This window comes from Kribbella jiaozuonensis (assembly GCF_005233875.1).
GTDB lineage: Bacteria > Actinomycetota > Actinomycetes > Propionibacteriales > Kribbellaceae > Kribbella > Kribbella jiaozuonensis.
This window is the reverse complement of record NZ_SZPZ01000004.1, coordinates 667,701-686,314: the sequence shown is the minus strand read 5'-3', so window position 1 is coordinate 686,314 and position 18,614 is coordinate 667,701. Positions and strand designations below refer to the sequence as shown.

Genomic DNA, 18,614 nt, shown 5'->3' with positions numbered 1-18,614 from the left:
GTGCGAGCCGCAGTACTGCACACTCATGGCGAGCCGCCGAAGCACGTCGAGCATCCGGATCCGGTTGCCGGGGAGGGCGTGTCGATCGTGCGCGTGACGGCCGCTCCGGTCGTGCCGCTGGATTTGCTTTGCGCTTCCGGTACGTCGTACTTCGGGCCGCCGGCGTTGCCGTACGTCCCTGGTGTGCAAGGCGTCGGCGTGGTCGAGCAGTCCGAGGTGGTGGCGCCGGGGACGCGGGTGTTCTTCGCGACGTCGGCCGGGATGGCTTCGGGCGACGGAAGCTTCGCGGAGCGGGCCGCCGTACCCGACGATGACCTGATTGCGTTGGACACACCGGTCGCGGATGCCGCGGTGGCCGCGATCGGGTTGTCGGGAGTGGCTGGGTGGATGGCGTTGACCTGGCGGGCGCAGCTGCAGCCGGGGGAGCAGGTGCTTGTGCTCGGTGGTGGTGGCGCGGTCGGGCAGGTAGCGGTCGGTGCGGCGCGGGTTCTCGGGGCGTCGCGTGTGGTGGCGGTCGCGCGGTCCGAGGCGGCGCGGGAGCGTGCGCGGGCGGCCGGTGCGGACGAGGTGGTTGCCGCGAGCACCGATGTGGACGAGCTGACGGGTCGGCTCGGCTCAGCGTCGTACGACGTGGTGGTTGATCCGGTGTTCGGTGTGGCGGCGACGGCTGCGGCGCGGGTGCTGGCTCCAGGTGGGCGGCTGGTCAATCTCGGTGGGTCGTCGGGGGACGAGGCGGTGTTCTCCTCGGCGGTACTGCGGAGCCGGACGGCGAGCGTGCTCGGCTACACGAACAACGCGCTGACGTCGGATCAGCGGCGGGATGCGTTGACCGCCGTACTGCAGCATGCGGCGTTCGGCGCGATCGCGGTGGCTCACGAGACGGTCACGCTCGACGAGGTCGCGGACGCGTGGAAGCGGCAGGCGACCGGCGATACCACCGGCCGCCTGGTGCTCACGATCACAGCAGCTGGGTGATCAGACCGTAGTCCTTCGCCTCCTCGGCGCTCAGGACGCGACCCGGGTCCAGGTCGTTGGCCACCTCGTCGGCTGATCGCCCGGTTGCGTCGGCGATCAGGTCCCGCAGGCGGGCGAGCTGCCGCTGGTGCTCGTCGGCGAATGCTGCGAGCCGGTCGGCCGTGCCGTCCGCCGTGACCTTGGGCGTCGACAGAACGAACACCGTGTGCCGATGGGCCTCGCGCTGCGCGGCGGCCGCGAGTACGGCGATCGCCGGACCGCGGACAGTGCCCCGGGCAACGACGTGGACCGGAGCGCTGATCAGGTCGATCGCGCCGACGAGTGCGAGCGCGGCGTCCAGCTCGGATTCCGCCGAGGACAGATGCAGCACGATCGGATCGTTGCTGCGGGCATCGAGCAGGAGCAGTTGCGCAGCCACGTGACTGGCCAGCAGCTCATCCAGCCGTCCGTCGACCAGGATCGTCCGCTGCGCAAGCAGCCGATCAGCCAGCTCCCGCTCGAGACTGATCGAGGTCGGCTCGTACCAGGACGGGAGGATGGGCTGGGGAGCTCCAGGGGCCGGAGCCGGCACCCCAGGCCTTTGCGGGACTCCTGGGCTCGGGATCTCCGGGCCGGGTGGCCAGGTTGCGGCGCGCTTCTCCAGGTACATGCTTTCCTCCGGTTGCTTCGTCCTCTCCACCTTGCGGCATGGCGGCCGACCGCAGAAGGGTCTTCCGCTGTCAGCAGACGAACGAGGCCACGGCACCGACCATGCGATCCCAGAACGCGGCCTGGTCCAGCGTGACCGCAATCTGTGCGTTGGGCGGGCGGCCGGTGTAGCCGTCCAGGTCGACGACGGTCGCGCCGGCGGTCCACTCGCCTTGGGTCTCGATGACGAGGTTTGCCTCGACGCAGCCGACGATCGCCGGGTCGATCACGCGCGCGACCGCGACCGGATCATGCAGTGGCGGCGACTCGAAGCCGAACAAGTCGCGGTACGTCGACGCGAAGTACGTCATCCACTCCCTGCAGACCCGCGCCAGCGGCGTCCCGATCTGCTCGAAGCGGGCGAGTACGTCGGCCGTCACCAGCGCCTGATGCGTCACGTTCAAACCGCACATCGTGAACGGCACCCCGGACCGTACGACGAGGTCCGCCGCCTCGGGGTCGACGTACGCGTTGGCCTCGGCGAGCGGGGCGATGTTGCCACGGTCGGTGGATCCGCCCATCCAGACGATCTCGGTGATGTTCGCCGCGAGCGCCGGCTCGTCCGAGAGCAGTCGCGCGATGTTCGTCAGCGCCCCGGTCGCGACGATCGTCGCCGGGGTTGTCCGCAGTACCTCGACCAGCAGCTCGTGCGCGGAGTACGGCGACTCCGGCACCGACGGCTCGTCGTCGAACAACGGCCCGTCGAGACCGGTCTGTCCGTGTACGTCGTCCGCGATACGCAAGCGTCGTACCAACGGCCGATCTGCGCCGCGCGCGACCGGGATGTCGGACACACCCGCGAGGGACAGGACCCGGCGAGCGTTCACCGTGCACTTGTCGACGGTCTGGTTGCCGGCCACCGTCGTCACCGCGACCAGGTCCACGGCCGGATCCGCCACCGCGAGGAGGATCGCCATCGCGTCGTCGTGGCCGGGATCGCAGTCGAGGATAAGACGTCTGACCATGCGCCAGGGTACGACGCTGGAGTTGTTGCTGTTTCCCGGGCGATTCAGGTCCTATGTTGGCTTCATGAGCGAGAAGGATCAGCCGCCGGCGCAGGACCAGTCCACGGCCGACCGCGGGCCGGGCTCCGGTCGGGACCAAGGCTCCGGTCAAGGCTCCGGGCAGGGCTCTGGTCAGGGCGACGGATCGCAGCGGCCTCCGCACAAGCCGTGGCGGACCGAGGGACTGCCGCCCGGGCACGGTGACGGCGACAAGCCGCGCCGCCCGAAATGGTGGAAGTGGGCCGCGTGGATCGTCGGCGGCTACCTCGTGCTGTTCCTGCTCACGACGATGCAGGACCAGCTGGCCGGCGGCGAGCAGACCATCGCGTACACCGACTTCACCGCGCAGGTGCAGAAGCAGAACGTCGCCGAGATCTTCGCCCGGGGTGACACCATCCAGGGCCGGCTGAAGGCGGCCGCGCCGGTGCCGGGCAAGACCGACCAGACCTTCACGAAGTTCACCACCGAGCGGCCGACGTTCGCGAACGACAACCTGTACGGCGACCTGCAGAAGGGCGGCGCCACGGTCCGGGCGACGCCGGTGGTCGCGCAGCGTGGTGTGCTGGTGAACCTGCTGATCTCGCTCGGCCCGTTCATCCTGATCGCGGCGTTCTACTGGTGGCTGTTCCGGCGGCAGCGGGCCGCGGGCGGGCTCGGCGGCGTCGGTGGGCTGTTCGGCGGCGGCGGTCAGCAGAAGAAGCCGGTCGACCCGAGCACGGTCCGGGTGACGTTCGCCGACGTCGCGGGGATCGACGAGGTCGAGGCCGAGATCGAGGAGGTCGTCGACTACCTCAAGGATCCGGACAAGTACCGGCGGCTCGGGGCACGCGCGCCGAAGGGCGTGCTGCTGGAGGGCGCGCCCGGTACCGGGAAGACGTTGCTGGCGCGGGCGACCGCGGGTGAGGCCGGCGTACCGTTCTTCTCCGCGAGCGCGTCGGAGTTCATCGAGATGATCGTGGGTGTCGGTGCGAGCCGGGTCCGGGAGCTGTTCGGTGAGGCGCGCAAGGTGGCGCCGGCGATCATCTTCATCGACGAGATCGACACCATCGGCCGCGCTCGCGGCGGTGCCCGCTCGATCGGCGGCCACGACGAGGGCGAGCAGACGCTGAACCAGATCCTCACCGAGATGGACGGCTTCTCCGGCACCGAGGGCGTCGTCACGCTCGCGGCCACGAACCGCGCCGACGTCCTGGACCCGGCGCTGCTGCGGCCCGGGCGGTTCGACCGGACGATCACCGTGAACGCGCCGGACCAGCCGGGCCGCGAGGCGATCCTGAAGGTGCACGCGCGTGGCAAGCCGCTCGCGTCGGACGCCGACCTGAACGCGCTGTCGAAGTCCACGCCGGGGATGACCGGCGCCGATCTCGCCAACCTGCTGAACGAGGCGGCGCTGGCGGCCGCACGGCAGGGCGAGTCGCAGATCACCCAGCGGGATCTCACCGACGCGCTCGAGAAGATCCAGCTCGGCGCGGCGCGGAACGTGGTCATGCCGGAGGAGGAGCGCCGGCGGACGGCGTACCACGAAGGCGGGCACGCGCTGCTCGGGATGATCCAGAAGGGCGCGGACCCGGTCCGCAAGGTGTCGATCATCCCGCGCGGCCGCGCGCTGGGCGTGACCCTGTCGACGCCGGATACCGACCGCTACGGGTACGACGTGGAGTACCTGCGCGGCCGGATCATCGGCGCACTCGGCGGGATGGCGGCCGAGCAGGAGGTCCTCGGGGTGGTCACGACCGGCGCCGAGAGCGACCTCGAGACGGCGACCCGGATCGCTCGCTCGATGGTCGGGCGATGGGGCATGTCCGACGCGATCGGGCCGGTGTCGATCCTTCCGTCCGAGGGCGACGCGCGTACGGCGGGTGTGTCGGACGAGTTGCTCAACACCGTCGACTCGGAGGTCCGCAGCCTGATCGAACAGTGCTACGCCGAGGCCCGCCGCCTGCTCCGCGACAACCGCCCGCGCCTCGACTCGATCGCCGAGCAACTCCTCCTGCACGAGACGCTCGACGAGGCGGACGCGTACGCCGCGGCGGGAATCCCGCACAACAACCGACCCGAGCTGACCCCGGAACCGCAGACGTCGGCCCGCGACGACACGGCTGGCTGACGTTCGCCGGAAGATAGTTTCCGAATGAATGGTGACGACGGGAACCGTTCACCTGCGCGTTCCCTGAGGACCACCTGAGAGGGATGGTTCGTTACCTGGGCGTTGACAGAGTCCGGCGCGGTTACGTGTGGCGCGTGTCTTGGGGGACCGCGAGTGCTCGGAGCGTTGACGGTTGCCCAGGTTCGGACGGCTGTTGCTGGGGATCGCTGTTGCGGCCCTGGCGATGGCCGGTGGAGTGCTGCCGGCGGCTGCGCATCCGTTCGGGGATCCGCAGACCGTGGACATCGCGGGTGACGGTGCGGTCGTTCATCTGCGCTGGAAGGTCGGCGGGCTCGACGACCTGACGTTGCTCGGGGTCGCGCTCGGTGTACTGCCGCGGGACCGGGTGATGATGGACGGCGCGGTGATCTACCAGCCGGCCGACGCCGTCGCGATGGGGCCGTCGCCGAAGCTGAGCGAGTACCTGCTCCGGCAGATCACGGTCGCCAGCCGGGGCAAGGAGTGCGCGGGGTCGGTGCAGCCCGCGGCTGATCTCGCGAAGGTCGGCGTGTCGATCGACTACACCTGCCCGGCTGCGGTGGGCGAGGTGTCGGTGACCGTGAAGACGCTGACGGATCTCAACCCGGCGTACAAGACGCTCGCCACCGGGCCGAACGGTGCGCGTGCGGTGTATGGCGACGGGAACGATCGGCACGACTGGACGCTGGGTGCTGTCGAGGAGTCGCATCTCGGGCGTAGCGCGGCTGTCCAGTTGGGAGCTGTTGTCGGTGCGGTTCTGCTGGTTGCCCTGGGTGTGTTCGGTGTACGGCGGCGCTCATGAGTCTTGCTGATCAGCTCGAGGGGTTCATTCATTCGCCGGGAGTCCCGCCGGTTGCGTTTCTGCTGGCGTTTGCGGCGGGGGCGGGACATGCGGTGATGCCGGGGCATGGGAAGAGCCTCGCGGCGGCGTATCTGGTGGGGAGCGCGGGCGGGTGCGGGATGCCGCCTGGCTGGGTGGGTCGGTTGCGGTCATGCACACGTTGTCGGTGCTCGTCATCGGGATTGCTTGGACGTTCTTGTCGTTGGCGAATGTTGTGCAGATGGAGCAGTTGACGACTGGGCTGCAACTGGTCGGTGGCTTGTTGGTAGTTGCTACGGGCATCTGGTTGTTCAGACGGCACAGGCACCAACGTGGACACGGTCATGGGCATGGACATGGGCATGAGGTGTCCCGGCCGGGGTTGTTCATGCTGGGGATCTCGGGTGGATTGACGCCGTCGCCCTCGGCGTTCCTCGTACTGGTGGCCGGGTTGTTCCTCGGCCGGGCCGGGTTCGCCCTGTTGCTCGTCATCACGTTCGGAATCGGTATGGCTGTCGTGCTGTTCGGCGTCGGGTTGCTGGCTGTTGCCGGCAGCAACGTCGTCGTCCGCGGCGGCCGCTCGCATCACCTCTTGTACGTCGCCACGCGTGTGGCACCACTGTTCGCCGCCGCCGGTATCACGCTGGCCGGCGTCGTCATGACCGCGTACGCCGCAACGCAGCTCGCGGCCCGCCTGTAAAAGGAGATCCCTGCCATGACGTTCCGATTCAGACGGTGGCGAGCCGCCGTGGCGATGCTCGCGGCCGCACTGGTCGCCGGCTCCGGCGCCGCGATCGTCTCGACGACATCAGGCGCGGAAGCTGCCGCCGCGGCGGAGTCGACCGGCGTGCCGACGCTGAACCTCCGCGACGGCCAGACCCTCGAAGGCACGACCGCTGTCACCGCCGAGCCGAGCGCCGAGAACGACTCGGTGGTCGCGCTGAAGGTCGACGGTCAGCAGGTCGACGCCGACAAGACCGCCGGTACGGCGCACTTCGCGTTCGACATGGGCGGGAACGGCACCGAGGCGCGGTACCACAACTACCTCACCGTCAACGGCCGCACCGACAAGGTCTTCTTCCCGGACATCGCCGGCGGTCAGAGCGGCAAGCTCGACCTGCCCGGCGAGTGGCTGCACACCGGCGTCAACACGGTCACCGTGCACGCCGGCGCGGCCTGGGTCGACACCACCAACACCGCCGCGGTCGGCTACGAGGTCCTGCCGTACGGCGAGGGCGGTCGCTGCCCGAACTACGACGACTTCCCGTTGAGCAGTATCAGCCTGAGCCTGCTCGGGATCGCGATCGACGGCGAGCAGAACGACTTCAGCTACAGCTTCGGCGACGGCACCTGCGGTACGGCGAAGCACCTGCTCGCCCAGGACCTGACCTTCGTCATCTCCGGCGAGCCCGGCAGTACGGCGGGACTCCGCAAGGACCTCGACACCACCCAGCTGAGCAACGGCGAACACACGATCGCCGCGACGACCACCTCCGGCGCGACCACGGTCGCGACCGTCCAGGTCAACAACGCTCCGGCCGGTGCCCCGAAGATCACCCCGGCCGACGGCATCGTCGTGAAGGGCGAGCAGCCGGTGATCGCCGCCGTACCGACCGGCAGCCGGTCCGGCGTCGAGTCGCTCGCGATCGACGGCAGCCCCGCGCAGAACGACGAGACCCTGGCTGCCGGTACGGCGACGTTCGGCGTGACCGTCGAGGCGGGGAACTCGGTCGAGGCGCGCTACCAGAACTACTTGCTTGTCAACGGCAACCGTGTCGATCTCGGTGGCGACTACGGCGTGAGCGGCGCGGAGACCGCAGCGGTCAAGTTCCCGCAGCGCTATCTGAAGCTCGGTGACAACACCGTTCAGGTGAGAACCGGCGACTACAACGGCACCTTGAACGGCGCGACTTGTGCCAACCATGACGACTTCAAGCTCAGCGCGCCCAGCCTCGTCGCCGCCGGCTCGGTCACCCGCGGTACGACGTACCTGCTGACGACGACCGGTTCGACCACCACGAGGACCGAGACGACCGACGCGATCCTTGCCCTGGGCGACGGTACGTGTGGCCCGAACAAGGAGGCCGAGTTCCACTTCACAGTTGCCGACGCGCCGACCACGAGGACCGTGGATACGCTCGGCAGTGGTGGCGACGCGCACCTGAAGCTGTTTGTCGGCGGCAACGGTTCGGACAACGGGTACGACAACAAGGTGCTGATCAACGGCATCCCGCTCGACCTCGGTGTCTGGGAGAAGGAGACCGCCGAGCTGACGTTCCCGAACGAGTGGCTCGTGCCGGGCGTCAACGTGCTCGAGTTCGTGGCCGGCAACGACCGGGGTAGCGCGAAGCCCGGTGGGTGTGACAACTACGACGACTTCACGATGCGGGACTTCGAGCTCACACCGAACGGCGCCAAGGCGACCCAGCTGAGCAAGGAGATTGCCGAGAGCAACGTCACGATCGGCTCGGCGACGTACCCGGTCGGTACGCCGGTGACCGTCTACATCGGCGACGGCACCTGCGGCAGCAGCCACAACGCCGAGCTGCGGAAGACGATCACCTTCGACGTCACCGCCCAGGACGGGTCGCCGCTGCCGGCGCTCGGCCGTCGCGCCGACGTCGACACGACCGCGATCGCGGACGGCGCGCACACGATCGAGGCGGTCGTCGCGGACAAGACCGCGACCCGTCACTTCACCGTCGACAACTCGGCACCGACGGTCGACAGCAGCGTCCCGGCCGAGGGCCAGCGGATCACGTCGACAATCGCGCTGATGGTGAACGTCGAGGACGCGACGGGGCTCGCTGGTACGCCGCTGATCACGCTCGACGGCGCCCCGGTGAAGCAGGGCGACCAGATCGGCCACGGTCTGCCCGCCGGCGCGCACACGATCGCGGTGACGGCCGCGGACACGCTGGGCAACACGGCCACTCGCCAGATCCATTTCACCAGCGCGAGCATCCCCGATGTACCCACCGATCTCGGTGCTTCAGTTGCCGGTGTCAACGAGCAGACCGCCACGCTGTCGGCGAAGATCCCCGGCGAAGCGGGTGTCCCGCTGACCGCGACCTTCACGAAGGCTGACGTGGTTACCCCGTCCCAGGGGTATCAGGGCGAGGCTGCCGACGTGCCGACCGCGCTCGACGTCGCGCACGACAAGGTCGTCGACGTGAACTCGCTCAAGCCGTTGGACGGGAAGACGGTCGACACGACGTCGAGCCGGGATGTGGTGTTCCAGCGGTACGACCTGAACGTGGCGAAGGACAGCACGCTGCGGTGGGAGGGGACGATCGACCCTAAGCGAGTTGTTGCGCTGAGGGCGTGGGACCCGATGGCGAAGAAGTGGGTCGTGCTGACCAGCGGGCGAGGTGCGGCTGGGCAGAGCGCTGTGCTGACGGCGCAGGTTGGCGCGCAGTACCGCGATGGTGGTGTCGTGCACGTGCTGGTGACGGGGGAGGACCCGTTCGCGGATGACCTGTCGCCGCGGGACGCCTCGGCGCAGAACGACAAGGATCACTTCGAGGACCCGGCGTCGTACGACTTCTCGATCGCGCACTTCACCGACACGCAGTACCTGACCGAGGGTGCGGCGGGCGGGACGTACGACGACTGGGACGGCGTCAAGGAGCCCAGCGACGTGATGACGGCCGAGGAGCAGGCGATCTGGGCCGCCGCGTACCGGAACGAGGTGCAGTGGATCGCGGACAACAGTGCCGGCCGCAAGATCCAGTACGCCGCGCACACCGGCGACGTGATCGAGAACGACTACTACGACCCGCTGGCGAAGAACCCGGACGGCTCGCTGCAGCGGCCGGGCCTCAACGAGGAGGTCGAGAAGGAGCTCGCGCTCGCGTCGTCGTACCAGGACATCCTCGACCAGAAGGGCGTCGTCAACCAGGTCATCGCCGGTAACCACGACAACCAGCTCGGCGCGGAGACCGGGCCGGCGTCCCGGTTCAGCAAGACCTTCAGCGCGGAGCGGTACCAGGAGGTCGCGAAGGGCTGGCCGGCCGGTTCGGAGTACCACGCCTGGGACGAGAAGGTGAACCCGGACGGATCGATCACGCCGGGCAAGGACAACCAGAACAACTACGTGCTGTTCTCGGCCGGCGGTCTGGACTTCGTCGCGGTCGGCCTGTCGTACGGCGTGACGCCGCAGGAAGCCAACTGGGCGGACTCGATCTTCAAGCGGTACAAGGACCGCAACGGGATCCTGCTGTCGCACGACTACCTGCGTCCCTCGACGAACCCGGACGGCCGCGACACCGGCTTCTCGGCACCGGACGGCTCGCCGCTGTACAAGCAGGTCGTCGAGAGCAACCCGAACGTGTTCCTGGTGCTGGCCGGTCACGAGCACGGTGTCGGCACCAACCTGAAGACGAAGGTCGGCGTGACGGTCGCGCACGACGTGGTCGAGTTGCTGGCGGACTACCAGTTCTACACGGTGCCCGCCGGTGAACTCTGGCCTGCGCTGGTCGATGCCGCGGGCAACATTGATGTGAACGGTGATGGTACGCCGGACCACAAGGCGACCGATCGGCTGCAGTTCGGGGCGAGCTTCCTTCGGCTGCTGCAGTTCGACGTCAAGCGCGCCGAGATGCACATCGACACGTACTCGCCGTTCCTGAACAACTTCGGGGCGACCGAGTACGACATCCGCCAGGACGGCAGCCAGACCAAGCCGCGGTACAACGGCGCCGAGGACAACCTCACGCTGCCGGTCGACCTGACCACGCGGAAGACCTCGTTCACCACCGACTCGCTGGCGGCCTATGTGCCGAACGGTGTGATCGGCACGGCCAGCGTCGTCGCCAACGGTACGGCGACGACGACGTGGAACGGCTTGGCGCCCGCGACGTCGTACGGCTGGGTCGTCACCGCGACGAGTGCGGACGACGGGATCGCGGTCGCGCAGCCGGCCGTGTTCCGGACGCGCAAGGGTCAGCCGGCACTGACCGCCCCGGCTGTTACCGCTCAATGGGGTACCGCGGCCAAGGTCGTCGTGAACGTTGCGGCGGGCAAGTTCCCGGTCACCGGGACGGTCGAGCTCCGTGAAGGCACGAAGGTGCGCGGTACGGCGCCGGTGACGAACGGGAAGGCGACGTTCACGCTGCCGGTCGGGCTCGCGGCGGGGGCGCACGCGCTGACCGCGTCGTACACCGGCAGCGACTCCTTCGAGCCGGCGCAGGCCACGGTCGGGGTGACCGTGAACCTGCCGCAGGCGTGGAACGCGAAGACGCTGTACAAGGCCGGCGCGAAGGTGTCCTACAAGGGCAAGCCGTACGAGGCGGCCTGGGCGAGCATCCTGCTGCCGCCGGGCGACGCGTACGGCGCCTGGCAGGAGCTCGCGATGACCGAAGACGGGACGACGCTGTGGACGCCGTCCCGCATCTTCGAGAAGGGTGACGTGGTGCTCTACAAGGACAAGCGCTACCAAGCCAAGTGGTGGACCCGGAACCAGGCTCCGGGCGACCAGTACGGCCCGTGGGCGCCTATCCGATAGTCACCGTCTGCTGCAGATCGTTGTAACCAGTGCTCGACTGCCAGGTTCCATTGTTGGCCAACTGCACCGCATACACGGCGTTGTAGGTCTCGGTGGAACCTGGCAGGTGGGCCTGGGACTGCAGCTTCGGGTCCGCGATGTTGAGCAGGACCTTGTACTTGCCCTTGGGCAGCTTCACGCTCCAGTTCAGGCTCACCGTCTGGCCGGCGCCCCAACGACGCGGGTCGGCCGGCACGTTCACCCGGTAGGTGTGCTTGGAGTTCTGGAACACCAGCTGCACCTGGCGCGGGTTGTACGGCGCCGCCCATCCGTCGTTCCGGATCTTCACGCCGACCTGGGCCTTGCCGTGCGACTGGCTCACCGTGGACTGGGTCAGCGCGAACCGGTAGCCGAGCTTCTGCTTCGCGATGTTGATGTTGTCGCCCCAGCTGGCCAGCACGTCCGGGTGGTACTCGATGTTCAGGAACGAGAAGTGCAGCGCGGCCATCTCGGCCGACGCCGACGGCCACTCCGACCGCGGCGCGTCGACGCCACAGGTCTCGCCGCCCTCCGGCACATAGTTGGTGTCCTGGGCAACGAAATCCTTGTCCAGCTGGATCGGGTCGCTCAGGTACGTCCCGAAGTCGTCCGGGCTCGCCAGGAAGCAGTCGTTGTGCTGCCCGATCCGCGCCACCGCCGAGCCGTTGTACGCCTGCTGGGCGGTCAGCCCACCTGCGGTCCCGGTCGGCACGCCGTACATCCGTTGCTTCATGTACGGCGTCCGCACCTGGACCATCTTGTCCTTCGGCAACGCCTGGAGCAGTGCGTCGATGACTGCCTTGCGGTCGGCCCAGTTCTGGTCCGAGACCTGGCTCGGGTCGGCCGGGTTCGAGAAGTAGTCGGTGTAGTAGCCCTCGCCCCAGAGGCCGACGAAGCCGGACTGGACGACCGCGATCATGTCGGCGTTCTTGCGCAGGATCGGTGTCAACTGCTTGATCTGCTTGACGACGCGGGCCACCGGCGCATCGCCGTACGGCGTGGGCGGCGGCCAGCCGTCACCGGGGAGCGCGTAGGCGAACCGGACGATCATCTTCACGCCGGCTGCGCGGGCGGTGTTGAAGTCGGCCTGCATCAGGTCGAGGTAGTGCTTGTCGATGACGTCCTGCTTGGAGAACTTCTCCAGGTAGAACAGCCGGAGGATCTGGGTGATGTGCTCCTGGGTGCGGAAGTTGCGCAGCTTGGTCACGTCGAGCGGGACGTAGCCGGAATTGTCGGCGTAGTAGTGCGTCTCGGCGTGGTGGTAGAAACCCCGCTCCTGGTTGGAAATCACCTCGTCCGAGGTCGTGTAGGTGACAGTGCTGGCAGGCGGAGCGTGGTGTGCCATCGCGGTCTGGGTCGGTAGCAGTAACCCAACCACCGCAAGGCTTGCGGCAAGCCGTCTCATGCGTGTGTCTCCTCGAGCTAGCTGACGGTGAGCGTGTGCAGGAGCGAGTTCATCCCGGTGCCTGCGTCCCAGGTGCCCTGGTTCGCGAGGTGGATGGAGTACTCGGGGCGGGTGGACAGGAGAGGATCCGGCAGGTTCAGCAGCAGGGAGTACGAACCTGCCGGAAGATTGGTGGGCAGCGTGAGCGTCTGCGAGACGGTCGTCGACGTATCGGCGGTCCAGCGGCGCGGGTCGGAGCTCATCGCGAGCTTGTAGATCGAGCCGGTCGACGTGTTGCGCAGTACCAGCTCGAGGTTGCGGGGGTTGAAGGGCGTCGCGTAGCCGTCGTTGTGGACGGTGAACGAGATCGGCAGGCTGCCGCCGACCGAGGCGGTGGCGGGGAAGGTGCCGGACTCGAGGCGGAAGCGGTAGCCGAGGTTCTTGCTGATGTCGGCGAGGCAGCCACCGGTGTTCGACGAGTTGAGGACGGTCGGCTCGTAGTCGGTGTTGATGAACGACCAGTGGAACTGCGCGAGCTCGCCGGTCGCGGTCGGGCAGCTGGAGCGCGGCGGGTTCGACCCGCAGGTCTCGCCGCCCATCGGGACGTACGTCGTGTCGGCCTGCAGGTACGGGTACTCGACCGACGTGTTCTCGTACGTGCCGAAGTCGTCGGGGCTGGCGAGAAAGCAGTCGTTGTGGTGACCGATCCGCGACAGGGCCGAGCCGTTGTAGGCGCTGCCCGGTTGTACGGCGGTCGTCGAGTACATGGTGCGCTTGAACTTCGGCGTGCGGAGCTGGATCATCCGGGTCGACGGGACGACGCTCAGCAGCTTGTCGGTGACGGCCTTGCGGTTGGCCCAGTCGGTCGAGGTGACGGTGCCGGCGTTGCCGAAGTTCTGCGTGTAGTACCACTCACCCCACGCGCCGATGAGACCTGCCTGGACGACGGCGATGACGTCCTTGCCGGAGTTCAGGTACGGCGCGAGCTGGTCGAGGTGGGCCAGGATCCGGTCCTTGGTGGTGTCGTCGCCGGCGGTCGAGGTCGTGTACGCGAAGCGGAGGACCATCTTCAGACCGGCCGCTCGCACGGTGTTGATCTGCTGCTGGAGCTGGTCGAGGGCGGCCTGGGCGATCGGGCCGTTCTTGTACTCGGCCAGGTAGAAGACGCACATCACGAGCGAGATGCCCTGACTGGTGCGGTAGCTCTGCAGGGTGCTCTGGGAGAAGTCGGCTTTGTCGCAGTCGCCGGTGTGGTGGTAGAAGCCGCGCTCGGGGTTCGCGAAGTTCTCGCTCGACGGCGTGTAGGTGATGGAACCACCGCCGGACGAATAGGTCTGCGTGAGCTTCGTGGAGGTCTCCAACGGGGACTCGACCTGGAAGATCAGGTCGGCATCGCCGGGGGTCGCGGTCTCGCCGAGGTCCGCTCGGTTCACCGTCCACTGGGCGACGTTGCTCGCGCTGGAGAACGTGACTGTGCGGACGAGCGTCCAGCTCCAGCCGGTGCCGGTGTGCTGGTAGAGGCTGCCGTTCTCGAGCAGGTAGTCGGCGCCGGTGCCGGCCTGTGCGTAGCCGGTCGAGGCGTTGCGGTCGGTGTCGACGTACACGCGGAGGAACTGCGGGGCGCCGGTGTAGGAGAAGCGGTAGGTGACGGTCGTGGCGGTGTTGGTCGCAGAGGTGCCACTGATCGTCGCCTGGGCGGGGGAGACCAGGAGGGCGGCGAGCAGCGCACCGATGACGAGTGCGCTGAGCAGACGGAACGGACGCATCATGATGCTTCCTCTCGCTGGGCGGGGCGATGGAATAATCATGGAGTCCAGGAAAATTATGTCAAGGTCTCAGGCCGGTCCTGATCGTCGCCTCCACCTCATCCAGCGCGAGCCGGACCGCACCCAGCGCGACCCCTTCGTCGGCAAACGCGGACACGCGGATCTCCGGCGTCCGCAGACACCACCGGTCCAACTCCCGCCGCAACGGCTCCACCATCACGTCAGCCGACCGCGAAAACCCACCCCCGATCACCACGAGCTGCGGATCCAGAGTCAGCACAAGAGCTGAAGCTCCGACAGCAAGATCCTGCACATACAAATGCACCGCCTGCACCGCAGACGCATCCCCACCCCGAGCCGCAAGAAACACGCGCTCGAACCCACCGGAGGTGGGGGAGGAGGTCGGGCCGGCGCCGGTCGGCCGAGCGGTGGTCTCGAGCCAGTTGGTGAGGTGTTCGGGGGCTCTTAGCCAGCCTGCGGCAGGGAGGGCGCCTATTTCGCCGGACCAGTTGGCGAAGCCTCGGTGGAGTTTGCCGTCGATGATCAGGCCGGCGCCGGTGCGGAGGCCGGCCAGGAGGAAGACGACGTCTTTGGCGTAGCGGGCGACTCCGCGCCAGGTTTCGGCGAGGGCGGCGAGTTTGCAGTCGTTCTCCACGCGGACGGGCCCCGGCACCAACCGGCGTACATGAGCGGTCAGGTCCACGCCGCTCCATTCCGGCAGGGAGTCCGACAGCATGACCTTGCCGGAGGCGTCGACGAGGCCGGTGGTGGCTACGCCGGTGGACCAGATCTGGCTCGCCTCGACGCCCGCTCCGGCCAGCGCCTTCGCCACGCAGCGGTCGAGTACGGCGAGCCGCTCGCGCCGGCCCGCCTCGGGGTCGACCGTGATGCGGGTCTGGTTGAGGACCTCGCCGTCGAGATCCGTGACCAGCGCGAGCGCCTTGTGTCCGCCGATGTCCACCCCGAGCAACCGCCCCGCCCCGGCGTTGAACCGGTACCGCCGCGCCGGTCGCCCGACCGACCCCAGCGCCGGCGCAACCTCGGCCAGCCACCCGCGGCCGAGCAAGTCGCGTGCAACATCCTCGGTCGACGCGCGCGACAGCCCCGTGCGCTTCGACAACTCGGTCAGGGTGAGCGGCTGATCGCCCCGCAACTCCCGCAGTACGGCGGATGCGTTGAGCTGACGCAACCGCGAGAGATCCCCGCCGACCGGCTCCTCACTCATCGCGGCTCCTCAGTTATCCAGGACTCCCGGATAACTATAAGCACTCCGACTGCGCACGGATCTCACCGTGTGAAAGGGCGCGCCGCACCCCTGTCCAGACCTCCTGACAACGTTGTACCGTCGTCTGCTGACGGTCGATCCGAAACGTTTTCGCCTCAGGAGGACCAGGTGTCCAACCCACTGAAGATCGCGACCCTCAGCTTCTGGCACGTGCATGCCGGCGACTATTCGAGGCAGGCCCAGGCGCACCCCGGGACGGACCTGGTGGCCGTCTGGGACGACGATGCCGACCGGGGCAAGTCCGCTGCCGAACAGTTCGGCGTCGAGTTCACCGGCGACCTCGACGCACTGCTCGCGCGCGACGACCTCGACGGCGTGGTGATCACGACGCCGACCGACGTGCACCGCGACGTGATGGTCAAGGCAGCCCAAGCCGGCAAGCACATCTTCACCGAGAAAGTGCTCGCTCCGACGGTCGCCGAGGCCGAGGAGATCGTTGCCGCGACGGACGCCGCCGGCGTGAAGCTGATCGTGTCGCTGCCGCGGCTCTACCACGGCTACACGCAGGCGATCAGCGAGGTCATCGACGACGGCACGCTCGGCACGATCACGTACGGCCGGGTCCGGCTCTCGCATGACGGCGCCATCCCGCGCGACGGTGTCGAGGGCTGGTTGCCGCAGCGGTTCTTCGAGCCGTCGACCGCGATCGGCGGCGCGCTGACCGACCTCGGCTGCCACCCGGTCTACCTGACCCAACTGTTCCTCGGCGCGCAGCCCGACACGGTCAGCGCGACGTACCGTTCGATCGCCGAACGCGGTCTGGAAGACAACGCTGTCGTGGTCGTCGGGTACCCGGACCAGAAGATCGGCGTGATCGAGGCCGGGTTCGCGAGCAACAACCCGTTCACGATCGAGCTGTTCGGTACGGACGGGACGCTCACGTACACCGATGCCGGCAACGTCCTGCTGGTCAACGGCGAGCAGGTGGACGTGCCGGAGCACGGTACGGACGCGTTCGCGCAGTGGGTCGATCACATCAACAACGGGACCCGCGCGGACGAGAACATCGCGCGCGCAGTCGAGTTGACCCGTTTGGTGGTGGCTGCGAACGAGGCCGCCAAGACCGGTAACGCCATCGCCTACAAGTGAGGAGAGTTCGATGCTCAAGGTTGGACTCATCGGCGCCGGCGGGATCGCTTCGGCGCACATCAAGGGTTACCGGGCGCACGCCGACAAGATCGGCGTGACAGCTGTCGCGGACGCTGTCGAGGAGACGGCGAAGAAGCGCGGCGAGGAGCTGGGCGCAACGCCGTACACCGATTATCGCGAGATGCTCGCCAACGAGGAGCTGGACGCGGTCGACATCTGTCTGCCGCACCACCTCCACCGCGGCGCGATCGTCGCGGCGGCCGAGGCGGGCAAGCACATCCTCTGCGAGAAGCCGCTGTGCCTGTCGGCCGAGGAAGCAGCCGATGTGCGCAAAGCGGTGGTCAAGAACGGCGTGACGCTGATGTGCGCGCACAACCAGCTGTTCATGCCGGCGGTCGCGAAGGCCAAGGAGTTGCTCGAGGCCGGCACGATCGGCACGGTCTACGAAGTACGGACGACCGACAGCTTCTACAACGACTTCGACCCGAGCTCGATGGGCTGGCGGGCGAGCAGCAAGACGAGCGGCGGTGGCGAGCTCATTGACACCGGGTACCACCCCACCTATCTGATGCTGCACCTCGCCGGCGGGCTGCCGGTCGAGGCGACCGCGATGCTCTCCACGCACCGGTTGAAGTTCATGGAGGGCGAGGACTCCGCGCAGGTCCTGATCAAGTTCGACAACGGGGTCGTCGGTCAGCTCGTGACCAGCTGGGCCTACCAGCCGGCCGCGTCCACCGAACGCTTCTCCGCCGTCGGCGAGCTCGGCTCACTGACCAGCGACGGTACGACGTTGTCCTACCGCCTCCGGTCCGGCGAGACCGAGACCTTCGACTTCGAGCCGGTCGACACGTTCATCGCCGAGGTCGGCCACTTCGCCGACTCCCTGCTCGGCAAGACCCGTCCGCTGCACACCGAGGAGGAAGGTATCGCCGTCCTCGGCATCCTGCTCGCGGCGTACGAAGGCTCACGCTCGAAGACGATCGCGCCCGTACTGAAGGTCTAAGCGAAGTAGAACCCCTCCGCCAGGTCCGCGAGCAGACCCGGGTGCGTGGGCTGCCATCCGAGCAGCTCACGCGTCCGGGCGGAGGACGTCGGACTGTTCATGCCGGCGAAGCGGGCGAGGAAACTGAGGTACTGCGGTGCCTCGTCCGCCGTCACCGAGCGGGCCTGAAGACCGAGACCCGCGCCGATGGCCTCGGCAATCGCCCGGAACTCGATGCCTTCGTCCTGGACGGCGTGCAGGCGGCTGCCCGCAGGTGCCGACTCGAGGGCCAAACGGTAGAGCCGCGCGGCGTCGAGGGTGTGCACGGACGGCCAGCGGTTCGACCCGTCACCGACGTACGCCGAGAAGCCGTTCTGCCGGGCGAATGCGATCAGCGAGGGCGCGAAGCCGTGGTGGTCGAGCCGGCTATGGGTGATCTGCGGTAGCCGGATGATCGAGGAGCGAACGCCCTTGGCCGCCAGTTCGATCACGAGGTTCTCCGCGTCGATGCGGTAGCCGCCGGACGGGTCGAAGTCGTCCTCGGTCCCGGTCCGGTCCTTGACGATGCCGGCGAGCATGCCGGTGCCCGACGTACTGACCAGCGGTTTGTCCGTGCCGGCAAGAGTGTCGCCGATCGCCTGTAGCGCGGCGAGATCGGACGCCGCCGCGCCGGCCATATCGCCCGCCTGCATGGCGTCGTGGCGGAACGCGAGGTGCACGACCCCGTCCGCGGCTGCGGCCCCTGCCTGCAGCCGATCGAGGTCGTCGAGGTCACCGCGGACGACCTCGGCGCCCCAGTCCGTCAGCCGTTTCGCCGACGCGTCGGAGCGGGCCAGGCCGAGGACCGAGTGGCCGTTGTGCAGGAGTTCCGGGACGAGCGCCGAACCGACGTGCCCGGATGCTCCGGTGATGAACACGCGCATGGGAGATTCCCTCCAAAGAGTGATGTCATTGACTGACATCACCATGCTAC

13 protein-coding genes are annotated in these 18,614 nt (G+C 68.1%); 7 read left to right on the top strand and 6 right to left on the bottom strand.

Going from position 1 to position 18,614, the window contains the following annotated elements; all coding sequences use genetic code 11:
* Positions 1-975, top strand: a complete 975-nt coding sequence (locus tag FDA38_RS29315) for a quinone oxidoreductase family protein (protein WP_137257349.1) — start codon at positions 1-3, stop codon at positions 973-975.
* Here FDA38_RS29315 and FDA38_RS29310 read toward each other — a convergent pair.
* On the bottom strand, positions 959-1,624 hold the full coding sequence (locus FDA38_RS29310; protein ID WP_137257348.1) for an ATP-dependent Clp protease proteolytic subunit: 666 nt from the start codon (positions 1,622-1,624) through the stop codon (positions 959-961). The two genes, FDA38_RS29315 and FDA38_RS29310, sit on opposite strands and share 17 nt — an antisense overlap.
* 70 nt (positions 1,625-1,694) lie before the next feature.
* Positions 1,695-2,627: a nucleoside hydrolase gene (locus FDA38_RS29305; RefSeq protein WP_137257347.1), complete on the bottom strand. Its 933-nt coding sequence runs from the start codon at positions 2,625-2,627 to the stop codon at positions 1,695-1,697.
* Positions 2,628-2,691: 64 nt separating this feature from the next.
* Between FDA38_RS29305 and ftsH the strand changes: the two genes are divergently transcribed.
* The 4 genes from ftsH to FDA38_RS29285 all read left to right on the top strand — a co-directional run bounded on the left by ftsH (position 2,692) and on the right by FDA38_RS29285 (position 11,117).
* Positions 2,692-4,773, top strand: coding sequence for an ATP-dependent zinc metalloprotease FtsH (ftsH, locus tag FDA38_RS29300; RefSeq protein WP_137257346.1), 2,082 nt, complete (start codon positions 2,692-2,694; stop codon positions 4,771-4,773).
* Positions 4,774-4,945: 172 nt separating this feature from the next.
* Positions 4,946-5,593 carry a hypothetical protein gene (locus FDA38_RS29295; protein ID WP_137257345.1) on the top strand — a complete coding sequence of 216 codons (648 nt, stop codon included), beginning with the start codon at positions 4,946-4,948 and terminating at the stop codon, positions 5,591-5,593.
* Positions 5,594-5,744: 151 nt separating this feature from the next.
* The gene (locus tag FDA38_RS29290) at positions 5,745-6,311 is read left to right on the top strand and encodes a hypothetical protein (protein ID WP_202877891.1); all 567 of its coding nucleotides are present in this window, start codon (positions 5,745-5,747) and stop codon (positions 6,309-6,311) included.
* Positions 6,312-6,326: 15 nt separating this feature from the next.
* A complete protein-coding gene (locus tag FDA38_RS29285) occupies positions 6,327-11,117 on the top strand; it encodes an Ig-like domain repeat protein (RefSeq protein WP_137257344.1) in 4,791 nt (1,596 codons plus the stop codon).
* Here the strand turns inward: FDA38_RS29285 and FDA38_RS29280 are convergent.
* Genes FDA38_RS29280 through FDA38_RS29270 form a run of 3 tightly spaced genes read right to left on the bottom strand, consistent with a single transcriptional unit; the run spans position 11,107 to position 15,510 of the window.
* A complete protein-coding gene (locus FDA38_RS29280; RefSeq protein WP_137257343.1) occupies positions 11,107-12,540 on the bottom strand; it encodes a DUF4832 domain-containing protein in 1,434 nt (477 codons plus the stop codon). The genes FDA38_RS29285 and FDA38_RS29280 overlap by 11 nt on opposite strands.
* 17 nt (positions 12,541-12,557) lie before the next feature.
* On the bottom strand, positions 12,558-14,288 hold the full coding sequence (locus FDA38_RS29275) for a DUF4832 domain-containing protein (RefSeq protein WP_233714986.1): 1,731 nt from the start codon (positions 14,286-14,288) through the stop codon (positions 12,558-12,560).
* A 58-nt stretch (positions 14,289-14,346) separates the two neighbouring features.
* Positions 14,347-15,510, bottom strand: a complete 1,164-nt coding sequence (locus FDA38_RS29270) for an ROK family transcriptional regulator (protein ID WP_137257342.1) — start codon at positions 15,508-15,510, stop codon at positions 14,347-14,349.
* 168 nt (positions 15,511-15,678) lie between these two features.
* On the opposite strand from FDA38_RS29270, the gene FDA38_RS29265 reads away from it, so the two are divergent.
* Positions 15,679-16,659: a Gfo/Idh/MocA family protein gene (locus FDA38_RS29265; RefSeq protein ID WP_137257341.1), complete on the top strand. Its 981-nt coding sequence runs from the start codon at positions 15,679-15,681 to the stop codon at positions 16,657-16,659.
* A gap of 10 nt (positions 16,660-16,669) precedes the next feature.
* On the top strand, positions 16,670-17,662 hold the full coding sequence (locus FDA38_RS29260) for a Gfo/Idh/MocA family protein (protein ID WP_137257340.1): 993 nt from the start codon (positions 16,670-16,672) through the stop codon (positions 17,660-17,662).
* Here FDA38_RS29260 and FDA38_RS29255 read toward each other — a convergent pair.
* Complete coding sequence (locus tag FDA38_RS29255) at positions 17,659-18,564, bottom strand: SDR family oxidoreductase (protein ID WP_137257339.1); 906 nt, start codon at positions 18,562-18,564, stop codon at positions 17,659-17,661. The genes FDA38_RS29260 and FDA38_RS29255 overlap by 4 nt on opposite strands.
* Between the last annotated feature and the right edge of the window lie 50 nt (positions 18,565-18,614).

What these genes read in the sequence shown, in the direction of transcription:
- FDA38_RS29270 (WP_137257342.1), bottom strand. Translation starts at nt 15,510, where the DNA reads ATGAGTGAGGAGCCGGTCGGCGGGGATCTCTCGCGGTTGCGTCAGCTC.
- ftsH (WP_137257346.1), top strand. Translation starts at nt 2,692, where the DNA reads ATGAGCGAGAAGGATCAGCCGCCGGCGCAGGACCAGTCCACGGCCGAC.
- FDA38_RS29305 (WP_137257347.1), bottom strand. Translation starts at nt 2,627, where the DNA reads ATGGTCAGACGTCTTATCCTCGACTGCGATCCCGGCCACGACGACGCG.
- FDA38_RS29310 (WP_137257348.1), bottom strand. Translation starts at nt 1,624, where the DNA reads ATGTACCTGGAGAAGCGCGCCGCAACCTGGCCACCCGGCCCGGAGATC.
- FDA38_RS29255 (WP_137257339.1), bottom strand. Translation starts at nt 18,564, where the DNA reads ATGCGCGTGTTCATCACCGGAGCATCCGGGCACGTCGGTTCGGCGCTC.
- FDA38_RS29275 (WP_233714986.1), bottom strand. Translation starts at nt 14,288, where the DNA reads ATGATGCGTCCGTTCCGTCTGCTCAGCGCACTCGTCATCGGTGCGCTG.
- FDA38_RS29280 (WP_137257343.1), bottom strand. Translation starts at nt 12,540, where the DNA reads ATGAGACGGCTTGCCGCAAGCCTTGCGGTGGTTGGGTTACTGCTACCG.
- FDA38_RS29285 (WP_137257344.1), top strand. Translation starts at nt 6,327, where the DNA reads ATGACGTTCCGATTCAGACGGTGGCGAGCCGCCGTGGCGATGCTCGCG.
- FDA38_RS29260 (WP_137257340.1), top strand. Translation starts at nt 16,670, where the DNA reads ATGCTCAAGGTTGGACTCATCGGCGCCGGCGGGATCGCTTCGGCGCAC.